Annotated in this window: 16 protein-coding genes; 9 read left to right on the top strand and 7 right to left on the bottom strand. The window is 60.8% G+C overall.

All coding sequences use genetic code 11. The features are described from left to right. Positions 1-4: 4 nt before the first annotated feature. The gene (locus N645_RS0110085) at positions 5-904 is read right to left on the bottom strand and encodes a DUF1853 family protein (protein ID WP_036160812.1); all 900 of its coding nucleotides are present in this window, start codon (positions 902-904) and stop codon (positions 5-7) included. Between the two features lie 129 nt (positions 905-1,033). Here N645_RS0110085 and N645_RS0110080 point away from each other — a divergent pair, with 129 nt between their 5' ends. Further along, positions 1,034-1,639 carry a TetR/AcrR family transcriptional regulator gene (locus tag N645_RS0110080; RefSeq protein ID WP_024461388.1) on the top strand — a complete coding sequence of 202 codons (606 nt, stop codon included), beginning with the start codon at positions 1,034-1,036 and terminating at the stop codon, positions 1,637-1,639. A 48-nt stretch (positions 1,640-1,687) separates the two neighbouring features. Here N645_RS0110080 and N645_RS0110075 read toward each other — a convergent pair whose 3' ends face one another. From N645_RS0110075 to N645_RS0110065, 3 genes are read right to left on the bottom strand one after another with little or no spacing between them, the layout of a single operon-like run. Continuing rightward, entirely contained in the window at positions 1,688-2,755 is a 1,068-nt protein-coding gene (locus tag N645_RS0110075) for a putative urea ABC transporter substrate-binding protein (protein WP_024461387.1), read from the bottom strand. Positions 2,756-2,774: 19 nt separating this feature from the next. Continuing rightward, positions 2,775-3,707 carry a hypothetical protein gene (locus tag N645_RS0110070; RefSeq protein WP_024461386.1) on the bottom strand — a complete coding sequence of 311 codons (933 nt, stop codon included), beginning with the start codon at positions 3,705-3,707 and terminating at the stop codon, positions 2,775-2,777. Further along, a complete protein-coding gene (locus N645_RS0110065; protein WP_024461385.1) occupies positions 3,704-4,756 on the bottom strand; it encodes an isopenicillin N synthase family oxygenase in 1,053 nt (350 codons plus the stop codon). Before N645_RS0110065 ends, N645_RS0110070 begins: the two co-directional genes overlap by 4 nt. 391 nt (positions 4,757-5,147) lie before the next feature. On the opposite strand from N645_RS0110065, the gene N645_RS0110060 reads away from it, so the two are divergent. Continuing rightward, positions 5,148-6,254, top strand: coding sequence for a histone deacetylase (locus N645_RS0110060; RefSeq protein ID WP_024461384.1), 1,107 nt, complete (start codon positions 5,148-5,150; stop codon positions 6,252-6,254). A gap of 2 nt (positions 6,255-6,256) precedes the next feature. Here the strand turns inward: N645_RS0110060 and N645_RS0110055 are convergent, their stop codons facing one another. Genes N645_RS0110055 through N645_RS0110045 form a run of 3 tightly spaced genes read right to left on the bottom strand, consistent with a single transcriptional unit; the run spans position 6,257 to position 9,981 of the window. After that, positions 6,257-8,143, bottom strand: coding sequence for a diguanylate cyclase (locus N645_RS0110055; RefSeq protein WP_024461383.1), 1,887 nt, complete (start codon positions 8,141-8,143; stop codon positions 6,257-6,259). Between the two features lie 45 nt (positions 8,144-8,188). Then, positions 8,189-9,352, bottom strand: a complete 1,164-nt coding sequence (locus N645_RS0110050) for an imelysin family protein (protein ID WP_024461382.1) — start codon at positions 9,350-9,352, stop codon at positions 8,189-8,191. Further along, entirely contained in the window at positions 9,325-9,981 is a 657-nt protein-coding gene (locus tag N645_RS0110045) for an HAD family phosphatase (RefSeq protein WP_024461381.1), read from the bottom strand. Before N645_RS0110045 ends, N645_RS0110050 begins: the two co-directional genes overlap by 28 nt. Positions 9,982-10,130: 149 nt before the next feature. Here N645_RS0110045 and N645_RS0110040 point away from each other — a divergent pair, with 149 nt between their 5' ends. From N645_RS0110040 to N645_RS0110010, 7 genes are all read left to right on the top strand, one after another. After that, positions 10,131-10,658 (top strand): RNA pyrophosphohydrolase, encoded by a 528-nt coding sequence (locus N645_RS0110040; protein WP_024461380.1) that lies wholly within the window; start codon positions 10,131-10,133, stop codon positions 10,656-10,658. Then, entirely contained in the window at positions 10,652-12,916 is a 2,265-nt protein-coding gene (gene ptsP, locus N645_RS0110035; protein ID WP_024461379.1) for a phosphoenolpyruvate--protein phosphotransferase, read from the top strand. The genes N645_RS0110040 and ptsP overlap by 7 nt, the downstream gene beginning before the upstream one ends. A gap of 100 nt (positions 12,917-13,016) precedes the next feature. Then, on the top strand, positions 13,017-13,850 hold the full coding sequence (lgt, locus tag N645_RS0110030) for a prolipoprotein diacylglyceryl transferase (RefSeq protein ID WP_024461378.1): 834 nt from the start codon (positions 13,017-13,019) through the stop codon (positions 13,848-13,850). Between the two features lie 32 nt (positions 13,851-13,882). Next, positions 13,883-14,722 (top strand): thymidylate synthase, encoded by an 840-nt coding sequence (locus N645_RS0110025; RefSeq protein ID WP_024461377.1) that lies wholly within the window; start codon positions 13,883-13,885, stop codon positions 14,720-14,722. Between the two features lie 31 nt (positions 14,723-14,753). Continuing rightward, positions 14,754-15,254: a dihydrofolate reductase gene (locus N645_RS0110020; RefSeq protein WP_024461376.1), complete on the top strand. Its 501-nt coding sequence runs from the start codon at positions 14,754-14,756 to the stop codon at positions 15,252-15,254. Positions 15,255-15,531: 277 nt separating this feature from the next. Beyond that, positions 15,532-16,314 (top strand): DUF3450 domain-containing protein, encoded by a 783-nt coding sequence (locus N645_RS0110015; RefSeq protein WP_024461375.1) that lies wholly within the window; start codon positions 15,532-15,534, stop codon positions 16,312-16,314. Then, on the top strand, positions 16,311-17,696 hold the full coding sequence (locus N645_RS0110010) for a MotA/TolQ/ExbB proton channel family protein (protein ID WP_024461374.1): 1,386 nt from the start codon (positions 16,311-16,313) through the stop codon (positions 17,694-17,696). The genes N645_RS0110015 and N645_RS0110010 overlap by 4 nt, the downstream gene beginning before the upstream one ends.

Raw genomic sequence — 17,696 nt, 5'->3', positions numbered from 1 at the left:
GATTTCAGGCGCTGTCGGGCCAAGCGCCGGGCATGACAAAAAAGCGGTCGCGCTCGACCCAGTAGCCGGACTCCGGGTCCGGTGCCAAGGCGGAAAACAGGCGCGGAGTTGCTCTCTCGTGAATCTGCGCGAGTGTGGCCTGTGTGGCCTCGACGTTGGGAGTTGAGGTCTGCATCCAGGGCCCGAGCCAGTGGGGCTTTTTCAGTGGCACCCAGTGACGGGTGTCCACCTGTTCGATGTCTTCCAGATACAACCAGTGCCCGCGCAAATGATCTGGTGGGGCCTGGACCGGCGCGGGGTAGTCCTCCTGCCAGGGATAGAACAGGTAGCCGGGCATGATGACCCGGGCGGTGCGGGGCGTGTCGATGCCGAGCGCCCGCAGGGCTTCTGTGGTTTCCGGGCGGCGGGTCAATCGGCTCTGGTGCTCGCGCAGGTGGCGGGTTTTCAGGTCCAGTCGGTCCCGGGCGTTGGGACCGTACCAGAGTGGCTCAATGCCATCGGGGGCCGGATGGCCCAGGTAGAACTTCACGGCAATTTCGTGGTGCTCAAGCTCGCCGGTATCGGGGTTGCGAAAAATAAAATCCAGCTCGCCCAGGGTTCGTCCCTGTCCCCGAATCGGCAGATTGTTGATCACTTTTTCCCACCCCAACAGCTCGGTCATCAGGCAGTCGTACAGGCGTTCAAAGTACAACCCCAGGCGCGCCGGCGGTGTGTCCCTGAGGAACGCCGGGCCTGCTTCGGGACGGGCGGCCCAATGGTCCAGCGTCATGCGGATGCGGTCCTGTTCGTGAGGTGACAAGTGCCAGCGCCAGGCCTCCTGCCAGAGCGGTGGTGCGCTCAGCAGCCAGGCGAGGTGGCGTAGGGGGCTCGATGAATAGCGCGTTGCGGGAATAGAGGTGCTCATGGAGCCAGTGTATCCCAGATGTTCGGGTTTTACCCCTGACCCGGGTTTTACTTTTGAGAAGCGGCCTGAACTGTGGTCAAATGGTGCTCACGCCACTGACCACGCCCCTGAAGACCCGAGGTAAGCACCATGCCAAGAGCCGCCAAATATGACCGCAAGACCGCTCTCGACAAAGCGGTATCGCTGTTCTGGGCCCGGGGCTACCACGGTACCTCGCTCAAGCAGTTGGAGCTGGCGCTGGATATGCGCCCCGGGAGTCTCTATGCCGCCTTTGGCAGCAAGCAGTCCCTGTTCCTTGAGGCGCTGGATGTCTACGCCTCGGACCTACTGAAACAGTTGGACGAGCAGCTCAAGGCGGCCCAATCCCCCATGAATGCCCTGCAGGCGTTTTTGCGCCACATGGTCATCGGGGACTCTCCGGCGTCTGAACCGCCCGCGCGTGCCTGCATGATTGTGAAAACGCTGCTGGAGGTGACCGAGGAGGATGAACCGTTGGGAACCCGGGTCAATGAGCTGTTGACCGACATTGAGGAGATCTTCGAGGACTTGCTCAAGCGCGCCCAGCGAGAGGGCGAACTGCGCGCGGATGTCGATTGCGAGCGGCTGGCGCGTTTACTTCAGGTACAGATCATGGGCTTGCGTACTTTTGCCCAGCGGCATGTGGACGATCAGACGCTGGAGCCGCTGCTCGAAGATGTGAATACGCTGCTCGATGGTTATCGGGTACGGCACTGACCTCCCGGGCCAGTGCCGTCTTGGGGTTCATCCTTTAGCGTCTATCTTTTACAGTTTCCCTTCCGCCGCCATCTCGACAAACTCGTTGTTGAAACGCATTTTCACATTGTTCTCATTACCCCAGATATCGCCATTGGGCAACTCAATGCCGATGTAATCGGCGGACGGGGCGCCAGCGCCCAACAGCCCGTGGCGGAAGGAAAACTCGGTCACGAACGACATGGTTTCGGCCAATTGCTCGCTGGTGGCAAACGCCAGCTTCTGCTGCGGGGTGTAGAACAGCTCGGTGGCATCGAGTTGCAGCTGATAACCCGCCAGATCAGTACCGGATGCTTCGGCCATCATCTGCTTGGCGGCGCGACCTTCCGGCGTATCGGAATTCATGATCGCCATGGCTTCAAACCAGGCACCGGTGACCGCTTTGCCCAACTCGGGGTTGGCTTCCAGGGTTTCGGTGCGGACCGCCATGATGTCCAGAATTTCACCGGGAATCTGGGTCGAGTCAAACACCTTGTTGGCTTTCGGGTGCTTCATCACTTCGGCCAGTTGCGGGTTCCACAGGGTACTGGCCTGCACCGCCGGGTCATTGAAGGCGCTGGCGATATCCGCATCGGAGGTGTTGATGACATTGATGTCGCGCTCGGTCAGGCCCACTGAATCCAGGGCGCGCGCCAGCGCATAGTGGGACACCGACAGCTCCAGCAGGTACACATCCATGCCCTTGATGTCTTCCAGGCTGTCCCGATCCTTGAGCACCACGGCGTCGTTGCCATTGGAGTAGTCGCCGGTGATCAATGCCGTGGTGTCGACACCGGAGGCGGCGGGAATGGTCAGCAGGTCCATGTTGGTCATGGTGGCGCCATCGAAGCGCCCGGCGGTGTACATATTGATCGGCTCAATGTAGTCGTTGATCTGTACCAGCTCGACTTCAATGCCGTACTTGTCGGCCCACTTGTCCATCAGGCCGGTTTCGTTGATGTAGTACCAGGGCATCCAGCCGACGTAGATCGACCAGGCCAAGGTGAATTTCTTCGGTTCCTCCTGGGCGTGGGCAAAAACGGCGGACAGCGACAGCAGCGCGGTCAGGGTCAGGGTTTTCAGAATGCGAAGGGTCATGATGTTTCTCCGGTGGCTTTTAATTGAGAACTTGGGTGTAGCGGGTCAGGGTGGCGGCTTCCCGGCCGAACCAGGCTTTGGCCTCTGAGCTCCAGGGTGTGTGCAGATCGAACGGGCAATGCGCCTCCAGGGTGTCGATCAGGTAGCGGCGCTCGTGGGTGACTCCCTCAATTTCAAATCGGTGGCGCACCTCCTGGTCTTCAATGAACCAGTCGGACCTCGCGTCTGGCAAAAGGGGCTGGCCGAGTCGGGCGGGTCGGGTGGTGTGGTGAATGGTATAGCCTTTGGTTAGCGAGCCCTGAGCTACAGAGGTTTCAAAATCGAACAGGCGCTGTATCGTGTCCGGACTGGCCGACTCAAGTTGCTTCTGGAGAGTTGCATCGTTCGACAACGGCTCCGGGCGACCGAGCACCAGTGCCGCATGATCGCCTGCGATGATCAGCCCGCCGCCGCGGTGAACACATTCACCGCTCTCCAGGTTGCGTTGCTCGATCATCCGCAATCCAATCAGGGGGCCGGCCTCGGAAGGCTGCGCTCGCCAATCCTCTACGTAGGCGCCGCTCGGTGCGAACTCGATCATGCAGTTGCCGATGCGCTTGAGCTCGGCCGGCTCCGGCCAGCGGTTGTGGGTCTGCAGCGCGGTCTCGTCAAACCAGCTCATTAGTTCGCCATCCCATTGCGATCGCGCTTCCCAGCCTTCGTAGTCGGCGAGGCGGCGCAGTTCCGCGGGGCTGTATTCATTCAGTGCCTTGGCGGGCACCTGCTGCTCTGCAACCGGCAGTCGCAGATCGATGGTGGTATTGCGGCTCTGGAACCAGTACACGATGGTCTGGTTGTCGGACTCGCCACTGGCGAAACTGATGCAGCGGCGACGGAAGCAGCCCAGCATCCAGTCGGGCACGCCGGCGGTGGCCGGTCGAGCGTGACGTTCCAGTAATTCCTGCAGGGTCATACCGCGCCCCCGGCCTTTTGGCCGAACGAGGACAGACCTTTGGCGCCCTCTGGCAGCTCCAGTTCGCCTCGGGCCAGGCGCTGTTTCAGGTATTCGAACGTCTGAATGGTCTGGGCGTACAGGTGCTCCCCGGCGATCAGGGGTTCGTAGCGCGGTGGCTGATCGTCGCTGACCAACTCGGGCAGCGGTTCAATTACCGTGTCGTAATCGAGATTGCAGAACATCGGGAAGGAGTAGCGCTCCTCGGCCACTTTACGGACCCGGTGAGAGGTAGCCACGAAGGCACCGTTGCTGAGTGCTTCCATCATGTCACCGATGTTGATCACAAAGGCATCATCCTGCAGTGGAACATCAATCCACTCGCCTGCGCCGTTGAGCACTTCGAGTCCGGGCGCCGTGGGCTTCAAAATGGTGAAGCACTCATAGTCGGTGTGGGCACCAATCCCCGGGGTGTCCGGCGGCAGGTCCGGATTGTACGGGTAGTGAATCAGCCGCAACTGACTGGGCGGGCGACGGATGTGTTGGGTGAAAGTGTCTTCGGCCAGGCCGAGCGCCAGCGCAAAACCGCGAAACAATTGGTGCCCGAGGGCGAGCACCGATTGGTAGTAGGGCAGTATGTCTTCTTTGAAACCGGGCATGTCCGGCCATTGGTTGGGGCCCAGCATCGGGCGGCGATGTGCCGGCTCGAGCATATCGTAGCCGATGTCGTAGGCCTCTTTTTTGTCGACGCTCTTGGCGCCGTAAAAGCGTTCCTCCCCTTCCGGGACGTAGCCGCTGTGATTGACCGAGTGGCCAATGTACTGACGCATTTTTTCGGCGTGGGGCAGGGCGAAATACGCTCTGGTCCGGGCGATCAGCCGCTCGGTGTAGTCGGAGGGGATACCGTGACCGACCACGTACAGAAAGCCGGCATCGCGGGCCGCCTGACCCAGCTGCTCGGCGGCGGCCTGGCGCTGGCTCGGGTCGCTCGACCCCAGGCCCGACACATCGACCACCGGCAGCGTCTGAAAGGCAGTGTGTGGATTGTCTGAAACTTTGCCGGGTGTCATCTGGATTACCTCTCGGTTTGTGCTCAAGGTATCTGGTCGTCCAGATGGTAAGCCGGCCCTCCTCGGCCGTCCGGGTCGTCCCGGGGTCATGGCATCGCTCAATGATGAAGGCGGACGTCCCGGTCCGTGTCTGATCGCTGGAGATCAAACGGTCCTGTGGGTGAATCTGCAGAATCCGTACCAATCACGAAGGCAGGGGCATACGTGGTTGATCTGTCTGGCTTTTTTCGATGGTGACAGGATTCGCCGACGGACGGATACGACTCGGAGCGGGTGTCGTCGCACCTTTTTGGGGCAAACGCACTGGCGGGTGGTGTTTTTTAGGACACAGCGAAACCGGGTTGGCTGGTATATGCTCAAGAGACCACGGGCGGACCGAAGGGGGGTAGGAATGGCCGGCGAGAAGGAAGTGTTGGTTTGCTACGACGAGCGGGTATTGGCCCATGAGCCGGATACCAACGCGGCGTTTTTACCCAGCCGACTGGATAAACGGGTGCGACAGGTGCTCTCCGGGTTGAACGTACAGTGGCGCTACCCCGAGCACCCGGGGAGAGTGACGGCCATTCTTGACCTGTTGGCGCGTGAGCCGATCGAGGGCGTCCGCCTGACCGGAGGACGTGCGGCCACCTCTGAAGAGTTGTCGCGGGTACATACCCGTGCTTATCTGCAGGACATCTATGCCTTGCGGGGCAAGAGTGCCTGGCTGGATCTGGATACCACGGCCGTGTCTCCGGGCAGTATCGAAGCGGCCGAGGTGGCGGCGGGTACGGCCATCGTTGCGGTGGAAGCGGTGCTTACCGGAAAGGCCGAGCGGGCCTTTGCACTGGTTCGCCCCCCGGGCCATCACGCTGAGCCGGTGCGGGCGCGGGGCTTCTGCCTGTTCAATAATGTTGCTGTGGCGGCGGCTCACGCCCAGTCGGCGCTGGGCTGTGAGCGGGTGTTGATTCTGGATTGGGATGCCCACCATGGCAATGGCACCCAGGACATTTTTTATGCCGATCCGGATGTGTTGTTTTTTGACATTCATAGAGCTGCCCCGTTTTATCCAGGGTCGGGAGCGCTCGAGGAAGTCGGTGCCGGGTTGGGGGAGGGGACGACCGTGAACGTGCCGGTTCCGGCGGGGACCGGGGATCGGGTCTACCTGAAAATTCTGCGCGAACTGCTGGCCCCGGTGGTGGCGAGTTTCAAACCGGACCTCATCCTGGTGTCGGCGGGGTTTGATGCCCACGGGTATGATCTCGCGCTGAACGTGTCGTACGAAGGCTTTGCCGCGATGACCGGAGTCCTGCAAACTCTGGCGGATGAGCATTGCCAGGGGCGGTTGGTCATGGTCCTGGAGGGCGGTTATAACCTGGAGTCGCTCTCCCATGGCGTGCACTCGGTACTGAAAGTCATGGCCGGGGGCGAGGTGCCGGAGCCCGCCGTGTGCGGTCTGGCCGAGGCGGAAGCGGCGATCGCCTTTCATGCTCCGGCGTTCTGGGCCGCGCAGGGCGACTGAGTTCAGTGGTGTTCCAACCGGGGTCGTGGAGTGCGATCGGTGGCAGAGCAGTAATGAATGCAGTCCCGCCCGCGATCCTTGCCCGAGTAGAGCGCCCGGTCGGCCATCGCGTACAGCTCATCCGGGCTCAGGCTGTAGAGGGCGCTGACCAGCCCGACCCCCAGTGAGGCGGTCAACTGCGTCGGGACGCCGTCAGCCGGTGGTGGCGCGGTCGGCAGGGGAATGGTTTTCAGCGCCTGCCGGAAAGCCTCCAGGCGCTCTGAGACGGTGTGCAGGTTCCGGGTATAAAACAATATCGCAAATTCCTCGCCTCCCAGGCGAAACACCGCATCTCCCGAGCGCTTCCAGTGCAGTTGCAGCAGGTCGCCTACGGCTTTCAATAGCTGGTCCCCGGCCGGGTGTCCGTAGTGGTCATTCAGCGCCTTGAAGTGATCCAGGTCCAGCAGCGTCAGACAGAGGGTCTGGGTGGGTTCACGTTGCAGTCGGCGCAGTTCGCTTTCCAGTTTCGGGTAAAAAGTGCGCCGGTTGAGCAGGCCGGTCAGGGCGTCGGTGATCGACTCCCGCTCCAGCTTGTCTGCCAGGTTCTGCAGCTCGCGGGTTTTGGTCTCCACCCGCTGTTGCAGTTCGGTATTCAATTGTTCTTTCTGATCGATCAGTTGTTGTTGGCTGATCAGGTCTTTCTGTTTGAGTTCGTTGATACGGTAGGCCAGGGCCAGTGACAGCACGAGAATTTCGATCAGTGAGCCGAGGTTGAGGGCATTCTCCAATAACCAGCTTGAGGGCAACAAACCGAATACCCGGGCGTAGTAGGCAAACACTGCGCCAATCAACAGCGTCCAGGCGAGCAGAAAGATACGGGCGGAGACCGATCCTCGCAGCGACGCGCGGGCTCCGGCGTAAAGCACCGTCAGAAGAATCACAACGGCGATCGGAATCAGCACCGCAAACGTGGTTGCGTAAACGTCCATGACCGCCAGCCCTGTGGGGATCAGCAAAAGGGCGCTGAGCCCCCAGAGCAACCGGCCGGTGAGTGGGAGAGTCTGTCTGAGGTTGAGAAAGCCCTGGGTAAACGCCACCAGGGAGAAAAACAGCCCACAGGACAGTACCGCGACCGCCATATTGTTGAGGGTGGGGTGGTCGGCCAGCAGGCTGATGCCCAGGTAGCCGCGGAACGCCAGATTCCAACTGAGAAAAAAGAACAGGTAGACGCTGTAGAGCACAAAGTTCCGCTCGCGGGTGACCAGGCCGACGATCAGGTTGTAGAGCAGCAGGATGGTGATGGCGCCGTAATAAAAGCCGAACCCGAGGGACTCGGCATCATTGCGTTTGAAAAACGCGGCGTCGCTACTGAGGGTCAGCGGCAGGGCATCGTAGAGGCCATCGTGACTGCTGAAGCGAATCAGCAGGGTTCCGCTCTGATCGGGTGTCAGCGGTAATGACAGCGCAAAGGCCCGGTAGCGGAAGGGCCGATCACTCAACGGTCGGCGGTCGCCGGTGTGCCACTCGCGGGCAATGCCGCCGTCGGTCATCCACCAGGCGTCAATGTAATCCTGCAGGGGTTGGGCAATATCCAGAATCAGCCGCCGGGTGCGGGTGTCGGTATTGGTGATATCCAGCCGGAGCCAGTAGGCACGGTCGCTGAAGCTGAAGTTGGGGGCGGAAGATGACAGGGGTTGCCAGGCTCTGGTCGTATCGGCCAACAGCTCTGAGGGCGAGAGGTTGCGCCCCTCGGGTTGCTCGAGGATAAGCGCCCTGCCGGTCAGGTCGTAGGTGTCCTGCCCCGGGGTGATGTTCAGGGTGTGGGACGCGTGCGGATCATTGCCCCAGGCGGGCGATGCGAACAGCGAAAACAGCAGTGACAGACTCAGCAGCCAGTGGCGTCTGGTCATCAGGCCCCTCCTTTCCGTGAGGTCCGGGTTGTCAGGTTGTCGGGTCTACGGCGCCGGTGGCAGTTCGGGCGTCGGCGTGCTCAGCGCCTGTCCGAGCGACTGAAGTTGCTCGCTCAAGCCCTGGGGATCAATCTCGTCCGCTTCATTCAGATTCCGGCTCAGTGTCTGCCATTGAGTCTGCCAATCCGTGCGTGTCGACTCGGGGATCAACCACTGCACGACCGCTGGGTCTCCGGCGTTGAGTAACTGGTCGGCGCCGGCCAGGGCACTGACCACCACACTCAGGGATTGTCCCGCAAAGGCGTTGTGGGCCTGTTCGGGTTCGTCGAGTTGCGCCAGCTCCCGGGGCAGGCGCTCCTGCAACAGTGTTCGGAGCGCGTCGCTCAACAGGGGCAGTCGGCTGGCCGGGCTGAGTTGTCGGTAGGTGGCGGGAAGTCGCCCGCTGGTGGACTGCCAGTGTTGCTCGAGCCGTGCCAGGTCGTCCTGCAGCAACTGGCTGATCAGGCGCACCAGGGCACGGCGGCGGTTATTGGGCAGTTGATCGACGGTCCGTTCGGCGTTCATCGGGTCGTCCCCGGCGGAGGTGCGGGGCTCGAAGTCGCTCACCGGCCGGTCGCCCTGCTCATCCCAGAGCAGGAATTCCAGCGCGTGCAGGCCCAGAGCCACGTCGGCCTCATCGGTCAGACCGTGCTGTTCGCGCAGGGTCTGCGCGTTGATGGAGAGGGTGATGTCGTTGACGATGCCGCTGTAGGGATAGTTCTCCAGGCCATCCAGGTACCCGGGCTGGATGGGGTGCGCGTCCACCTGAAAGGCGATTTCCCGCAGGTCGCCAAACAGGCCGGGACTGCTTTCACCCAGAGTCAGCAGCGGCTCGAGATGGTGCCAGCGGGTGTGGCACTGATGCCAGGCCTCGCGGGTGGCCGCGAGGCTGCCCTGCGCCGGCTGAGCCAGGAAAGCGTCGAGACGCTCATGCATTTCAGCACAGGCCGTGCGCGCCCCGCTGAGCCACTGCTCTCCCTGCCGCCAGGCCGCCAGGGTGCTGTCAGTCAGAGCTGGGTCGGGGGCGGCAATGCTCTGTGTCTCGCTGGGCGATTCGCCGGGGCCAGGGGACTCCGGACCCGGGTCGCAGCCGAGCAACAGCAGGGCGGTCAGCAACGAAAGGGGATAGGCGAACCGCATGGTCAGTCCCTCAGGCTGATGATCGGCCATTGATGTGCCTGCGCGGCCTCGGCCAGGCGCGGGTCCGGGTCAACGGCGGTCGGGTAACCCACCGACTCCAGCAGCGGCAGGTCGTTGGCCGAATCGCTGTAGAAGTGGGCGTGCTCCAGGGCGTGGGGGTGCTCTTTCAGCCACTCCTTCAGGCGGGTGACCTTGCCGCCCTGGAAGCAGGGCGTGCCGGTGGGGCGTCCGGTGTAACCATCGGGGCCGCGTTCGGCCTCACTGGCCAGCAAATGGGGAATGCCCAGGCGCTTGGCGATGGGGGTGGTGACCACATCATTTGTGGCGGTGATGATCAGCAGTTGATGCCCTTGGTCTCGGTGGCGCTGAATCAGCGCCTGTGCCTTGTCCAGCATCAAGGGCTCAATCCACTCGGACAGAAACTCGCGCTGCAGCTCGACCACCTGCTGGTCGCTCAGGGAGGCAAAGGGCGCAAGGGAGAACCCCAAGTACTCGTGAATGTCCAGGCTGCCGTCCTGATAAGCGCGGTAGAAGTCGTCGTTGCGGGATTTGTACTCCCCGGGATCGACTAGCGCCTTGTGGATCAGGAATTCGCCCCAGCGGTGGTCGCTGTCACCGGCGATCAGGGTGTTGTCCAGGTCAAAGATTGCGAGACTCACGGGGTACCTGCGGTTGCTTGGCCAAAGCCGCTAAGCATAGCGGCTCCTCAGGCCGGGCTCAACTGCGCCAATTGCTGAGCGCAATGACTTTATGGAACAATAGGCCGGAGTACTTTTATAACGACTGAAATAAGGATTGGCTGAGTCCCGTGATAGACGCCGAAGGTTTTCGCCCCAATGTGGGTATTGTATTGACCAATGACCAGGGCCAGTTGCTCTGGGCGCGGCGCGTTGGGGGGCAGGATGCCTGGCAGTTCCCGCAGGGTGGTATTCATGAAGGCGAGTCCCCGGAGCAGGCGCTGTACCGGGAGCTGCAGGAAGAGATAGGGCTGACCCGGGCGGATGTGGAGATGCTGGCCTGCACCCGGGGCTGGCTGCGCTATCGCCTGCCCAGTCGGCTGGTGCGTCACAATTCCCAGCCGCTCTGCCTGGGTCAGAAGCAGAAGTGGTTTCTGCTGCGTATGAAATCTCCCGAGAGCCGGATCTGCCTGGAAAACGGCGGTCGCGCCGAGTTCGATGACTGGAGCTGGGTCAGCTACTGGTATCCGCTGGCGAAAGTGGTCGCCTTCAAGCGCGAGGTCTACCGCCGGGCGCTCAAGGAGCTCTCTCCCTATCACTGCCAACTCGAGGCCGCCTGGTTTGACCCGGCCCGTGCACCGGCGAGTCGCACATGCTGAACTCCCTGCGTTCCATCGTCCAGGAGGTTAACGCCGCGCGGGACCTGAAGACCGCGCTGGCGATCATTGTCTCCCGGGTCAAAACTGCCATGAAAACCGAGGTGTGCTCGGTGTATCTGCGCGGCCCCGAGGGCGACTACGTACTGATGGCGACCGAGGGCCTCAACGCCGACGCGGTCGGTCGGGTGCGGCTGAAAGACGGTGAAGGCCTGGTCGGCCGGGTCGTCACCCGGGAAGAGCCCATCAACCTCGAGCAGGCTGAAACCCACCCCAGTTACCAATACTTCCCCGAAACCGGTGAGGAGCGCTTCAGCTCGTTCCTCGGCGTTCCCATTATCCACCACCGTAAAGTGCTGGGGGTGCTGGTGGTCCAGCAGGTGGAACGGCGCCGGTTCGATGAGGGCGATGAAGCGTTTCTGGTCACCATGTCGGCCCAGCTGGCGGGGGTGATCGCCCACGCCGAAGCGACCGGAGTGATGGTGGCCATTGGCGAAAAGGCGGCGCAGGCCAAATTTGCCGGTGTGTCCGGAGCCTCCGGGATTGCCATGGGCGAGGCGGTGGTGATCACTCCGCCGGCCGATCTGCGCTCGGTACCCTATAAAACCTGCACCGATGTGGAGGCGGAGCTCGCCTTTTTCCAGAAGTGCCTGCAGGCGGTGCGGGAAGATATCAAAGGTCTGGGCGAGCAGCTCAAAACCCGGCTGAACCGGGAGGAGCAGGCGCTCTTTGATGCCTATCTGGCGATGCTCAATGATGCGTCGCTGGGGAAAGAAGTCACGGAACGGATTCGCCAGGGGACTGCCGCGCCATCGGCCTGGGCCGATGTGATTCTGGAGCACGAACGCACCTTCAGCAGCATGAATGACGCCTACCTCCGGGAGCGGGCGACGGACCTGAGAGATCTGGGTCGGCGAGTACTCGCTTACCTGCAGGAGTCCAACCAGAAATGCCGCATTTATCCCGATCAGACCATTCTGGTGGGAGAAGAGCTGACCGCCTCCATGCTCGGCGAAATTCCCAAAGACAAGCTCGCCGGCCTGGTGTCGGTGCAGGGCTCGAGCAACTCCCACGTGGCCATTCTCGCCCGGGCCATGGATATCCCCACGGTGATGGCGGCCGTGGACCTGCCCTACACCCAGGTCGATGGGCGGACCCTGATCGTCGACGGCTACAAGGGCACGGTGTACACCGACCCGGGCCCGGAGCTGCGCAAGCACTACAAGGCGATTTATCTCGAAGAGCAGGAGCTGGTCAAGGGCCTGGAAGCGTTAAAGGACCTGCCCTGTGAGACCACCGATCACTACCGGCTGCCGCTATGGGTGAACACCGGTCTGATGACCGATGTGGTCCGCTCCCTGGAGCGCGGCGCCGAAGGGGTCGGCTTGTACCGCACTGAAGTCCCTTTTCTGCTGCGCGATCGCTTTCCCAGTGAGGAGGAACAGCGCTCCATTTATCAGGAGCAGCTCTCGGCGTTCGCGCCTCACACCGTGACCATGCGGACCCTGGATATCGGCGGGGACAAGGCGTTGCCCTACTTCCCCATCGAAGAGGCAAACCCCTTCCTGGGGTGGCGCGGCATCCGCGTCACCCTGGACCATCCGGAGATTTTTCTGGCCCAGATTCGCGCCATGATCAAGGCCAGTGAGGGCCTGGATAACCTGCGAATTCTACTGCCGATGATTACCAGCGTGCCCGAGCTGGAGGCGGCCAAGGTACTGATCTATCGGGCCTTCAACGAATTGCTGGAAGAGGGCCACTCGGTCAAGCTGCCGCCGCTCGGGGTAATGATCGAAGTGCCCTCGGCGGTCTATCAGGCCCGAGAGCTCTCGGCCCGGGTGGACTTCCTGTCGGTGGGCAGCAACGATCTGACCCAATACCTGCTGGCGGTGGACCGAAATAACGCCCGGGTCGCCGATGTCTATCAGGCGTACCATCCGGCGGTGCTGCGGGCGCTGCGCAGCGTGGTCGACGACGGTCACGCCGAGGGCGTCAGCGTGGGGATCTGTGGTGAATTGGCCGGTGACCCGGGGGCGGCCATCCTGCTGATGGCCATGGGCTATGACGTGCTGTCGATGAACGCCACCAACCTGCCCAAGGTCAAGTCGGTGATTCGCAGTATCAGTCTGGAGCAGGCGCGAGGGTTGCTCTCTGAGGTGATGACATTACCTGACGCCGATCAGATCCGCCAGCGCGTCGACGACACCCTGCGTGATCTCGGCGCGACCCGTCTGATTCGCCCCGCCAGTTCCACCGATTGAGTGCCAGTCGGGCGAAGGCACTGTGTTCGTCATCCAACAGTGGTAGTATTCCGCCGCATTGATTTGTCCCACCGTTCACTGACTGCGATAAGCAAGGCTTATGAAATACCCCGAAATTGACCCGGTGGCCGTGAGTATTGGCCCGTTTGAGTTTGCTGGCCAGTCCTATGGTCCGCTGGATATTCACTGGTATGGCCTGATGTACCTGCTCGGCTTTGCCGGCGCCTGGCTTCTGGCGCTGCGCCGGGCGGGTTTTCCGCATTCGGTGGTCCAGCGCTCCCAGGTAGAAAATCTCACGACCTACGTGGCGTTCGGGGTGATTCTGGGGGGGCGCTTTGGTTATGTCTTCTTCTACCATTTCAATTATTGGCTGAGCGACCCAATCTGGTTGTTTCGGGTCTGGGAAGGGGGAATGTCCTTCCACGGTGGGCTGCTTGGGGTCATCGTGGCGCTCTCCCTGTTCGCCTGGCGGACCAAAGTGTCATTCCTGGCACTGACGGATTTTGTTGCGCCACTCGTCCCTATTGGTCTCGGACTTGGGCGCCTGGGCAACTTTATCGGTCAGGAGCTGTGGGGGCGTGCGGCCGATGTGCCCTGGGCCATGGTATTTCCCAAGGACCCCGAGGGCATTGCACGGCATCCCTCGCAGCTTTATCAGGCCACCCTGGAAGGACTGGTGCTCTTTGCTGTGCTGTACTGGTATTCATCCAAACCTCGTCCCAGGGGCACGGTAGCCGGGCTGTTTTTGGTGCTTTACGCCTGTTTCCGGATTTTTGCCGAATTTTTCCGCGAGCCGGATCAGCACATCAGTTTTGATCTGTTTGGCTGGGTCACCCGGGGTCAGTTGCTTTCGTTGCCGATGTTCATTCTCGGTATTGGGCTGCTGGTGTGGAGCTGGCAGCAGCAGGTCACGCGCCGTCAGTCGGGACGCTGAGTTCGAACCTATTGGGGATCAGGTAATTCAACATGCAACAGTATTTAGCGCTGATGCGCGATGTCATCGACAACGGACTGGATCGCGGGGATCGGACGGGAACCGGCACCCGGTCGGTATTCGGGCGGCAGCTTCGATTTGACCTGTCCGACGGCTTTCCGTTGGTCACCACCAAAACCGTGCACTTGAAAAGTGTGATTGTCGAGCTCTTGTGGTTTCTTCAGGGGCGCACGGACGTCACCTGGCTGCAGGAGCGCGGCTGTAAAATCTGGAACGAATGGGCCACGGCGGAGGGCGATCTGGGCCCGGTGTACGGCAAGCAGTGGCGCAGTTGGGCCTGCCCCGATGGCCGCACCATCGATCAGATCAGCGAGGTGATCGAGCAGATTCGCACCAACCCCAACTCCCGACGCCTGATTGTTAGCGCCTGGAATCCGGCGGACCTGCCGGACGAGTCCCTGAGCCCCCAGCAGAATGCTGAGCAGGGGCGGATGGCTCTGGCGGCCTGCCATACTCTGTTTCAGTTTTATGTGGCGGACGGGAAATTGTCCTGCCAGCTCTACCAGCGCAGCGCTGACCTGTTTCTGGGGGTGCCCTTCAACATCGCCAGCTATGCGCTGCTGACCCATATGATTGCCCAGCAGTGCGATCTGGAAGTGGGGGACTTTGTGCACACCTTCGGTGATTGCCACCTGTACCACAATCACCTGACCGACGATATTGTCTACGAGCAATTGCGCCGCGAGCCCCGCTCGCTCCCAAAGCTGGTGATCGGGCGCCGACCGGACTCGGTATTTGATTATCAGCTGGAAGATTTCCGGTTTGAGGGGTACGACCCCCACCCGAGAATCAAGGCGCCGATCGCGGTGTGAAGCTCGTCACAGAAAAGGGGAACCTTGACGTATGACTGTGGCCTTAATAGTGGCGGCTGCCCGCAATGGAGTCATTGGCCGAAATAATGAGCTGCCGTGGCATCTGCCCGGTGACCTGAAGTATTTCAAATCGGTGACCCTTGGCAAGCCGGTCATCATGGGGCGCAAGACCCATGAATCCATCGGGCGCCCGCTGCCCGGACGGCTCAACATTGTGGTGAGCCGACAGTCGCGAGTGGCGCAGGATCCGAACCTGCGCTGGGTAACCAGTATCGAGGCCGCGATTGCCTTGGCTCGTCGGGAACAGCCGGACGCTGAGGAAATCATGGTTATGGGCGGTGAAGAGATTTACTGCCAGAGTTTACCTCTGGCCGATCGGGTCTATCTGACCCGGATCGACCTGGAGGTGGAAGGAGATGCTCACTTTCCGCCACTCAGCGGCGAAGAGTGGCACCTCACCGACGAGCAGCCCGGAGCGGATAACGCTTCGGTGGGGCACGTCTTTCAGCGGTATGATCGTATTACCGTTTGATGACAGCGCAAATGCATTGGTCAATTTTTAAGCAGGTGTTACTTTAAGCAGACAGTCAGTGGGACAATTTGTTACCTGAGTGATACTTATCTACTCACTTGGGAAACGGTTTCCTTAAAGCATTGAATGTGAAGTAAGCCTCTTATTACAATGCTGCGTTCTTGGCTGCCTCGTAGAGGTTTTTGCCAGCCTTTTGAAGGCACTGTGTGGATAACGTGTTGTGTGGCAGCTGCCTGTCGCAAACTCATCTGATGCAAGCACCCGAGTTGGGGGAAATATGAAAAAGCAGCGATTGAAAGCCGTGGCTCTGACCACCGCGCTTTCTGCCGGCGCGCTAATGGGTAGCGTTGCCGTGGCAGATGAAACCCTGGAGCAGATTCTCCAGGTCGGTGAGGCCAAAACCGCAATGGCCCAGGAATCTCAACAGCGGATTGACCGCCTGGCCCAGGAAACCGACGATCTGCTGCAGCAGTTCAAGGTGGTAAACAAGGAAATTGAAGGTCTGCGTACCTACAATCTCCAGCTGGAGCGCCAAATCGAAGCGCAACTGCGTGTACTGCGCGATCTGGATCAGTCCATCGAACAGGTCACCGTGATCGAGCGTCAGATTCAGCCGCTGGTCATGGATATGCTGGATGCCCTGGAACAGTTCGTGGAGCTGGACATGCCCTTCCACTTGGAAGAGCGTCGTGCCCGCCTGCAGATGTTGCGTGACAATCAGGATCGCGCCGATATCTCCGTGGCCGAAAAATTCCGTCAGGTGCTGGAAGCCTATCGCATCGAATCCGAATACGGCCGCTTCCTCGACACTTACCGCGATACGCTGGAAGTGGATGGCCAAGAGCGTGAAGTGAACATTCTGCGCGTGGGTCGTATTTCCCTCATGTATCAGACCACAGATACCGAGCAGCAGGGCGCCTGGGATAAAGAACAGGAAGCCTGGGTTCCGCTCGACGATTCTTACCGGAATCACATTCTCAAGGGTCTGCGCATTGCCCGTGACCAGGCAAGCCAGGACATCATGATGTTACCCGTTCAGGCTCCGGAGGCAGCACAATGAAGATGACGTTTTTGAAGGGCTCTCTGGTTGCCCTGACAGCGGGTCTGCTGAGCGCCAATGTCGCTCTGGCCCAAGACGATGACCAGGCCGGTTCGCTCGACGAGCTGCTGGAGATGGTGCGTGAATCACGCATCAACGAATCCGAGGAACATCGTCAGCGCGAAGCTGAGTTCCGACAGGAGCGCGGCCAGCAACAGCAGTTGCTGGAGCAGGCTCGCCAGACTCGTGCGGAAGAAGAAAACCGCTCTGAGACCCTGGAAGCCCGCTACGACGAGCAAGAGCTCGAAGTGGATGCCAAGCGCAACCAGTTGAACGAGCGTCTGGGTTCTCTGCGCGAGCTGTTTGGTCACCTGACCTCAACCGCAGGCGACCTGCGCTCTACGATCAACACCTCCATCATCAGTGCTCAGTACCCTGATCGCGGTGAATTTCTGGCGGGCCTGATCGACAAGATGAACAGCAACACTCGCCTGCCCAGCATCGAGGAAATCGAGCGTCTGTGGTACGAAGTGCAGCGTCAGATGGTCGAAAGCGGTCGTATCGTTACCTTTAACGGTGAAGTGATCAAGCCCAATGGCGACAAGGTAGAGCAGGAAGTCGTCCGTATCGGTTCCTACAACCTGGTTTCCGAAGGTAAGTACCTGGCCTTCATTCCGGATGGTGCCAAGATGGAAGAGCTGGCTCGCCAGCCTGCCGGCAACATTCAGGACGCGGCAGCCAACCTGCAAGCGGCCGATTCTGGCCTGGTTCGTGTGGGTATCGACCCCACTGGCCCGACCGGCGGTTCACTGCTGACTGCGCTGATTGACAGCCCCACCTGGGGTGAGCGCTGGCACCAGGGCGGTGGCGTAGGCTACGTCATCACCGCCGTGGGTATCTTCGGCTTCCTGCTGGGTATCTGGCGGATCATCGTACTGAGCGCGGTCAGTGCCAAAGTGAGCTCTCAGTTGAAGTCCAGCACTCCGAGCGCTAACAACCCGCTGGGTCGCGTGCTGCAAGTGGCTGAGGACAACAAAGGGGTTGATCCCGAGACTCTGGAGCTGAAGCTTGAAGAAGCCGTTCTGAAAGAGCGTCCGAAGATCGAAAGTGGTCTGGCCCTGCTGAAAATCATCGCTGCCGTTGCGCCGCTGATGGGTCTGCTGGGTACGGTGGTCGGTATGATTCTGACCTTCCAGGCGATCACCATCTTTGGCGCCGGCGATCCGAAGAACATGGCAGGCGGTATCTCCTCCGCTCTGATCACCACCGTTCTGGGTCTGGTTGTGGCAATTCCGACTGTATTGCTGCACACCATTGTTAACGGTCGCGCCAAGCGTATCATCCACATTCTGGATGAGCAGACTACCGGCATCGTTGCCGAGAACTCCGAGCGCAATAAGTAG

Source organism: Marinimicrobium sp. LS-A18, from assembly GCF_000463525.1.
Classification (GTDB): domain Bacteria; phylum Pseudomonadota; class Gammaproteobacteria; order Pseudomonadales; family Cellvibrionaceae; genus Marinimicrobium; species Marinimicrobium koreense.
This window is presented reverse-complemented; position numbering and strand designations above follow the sequence as displayed.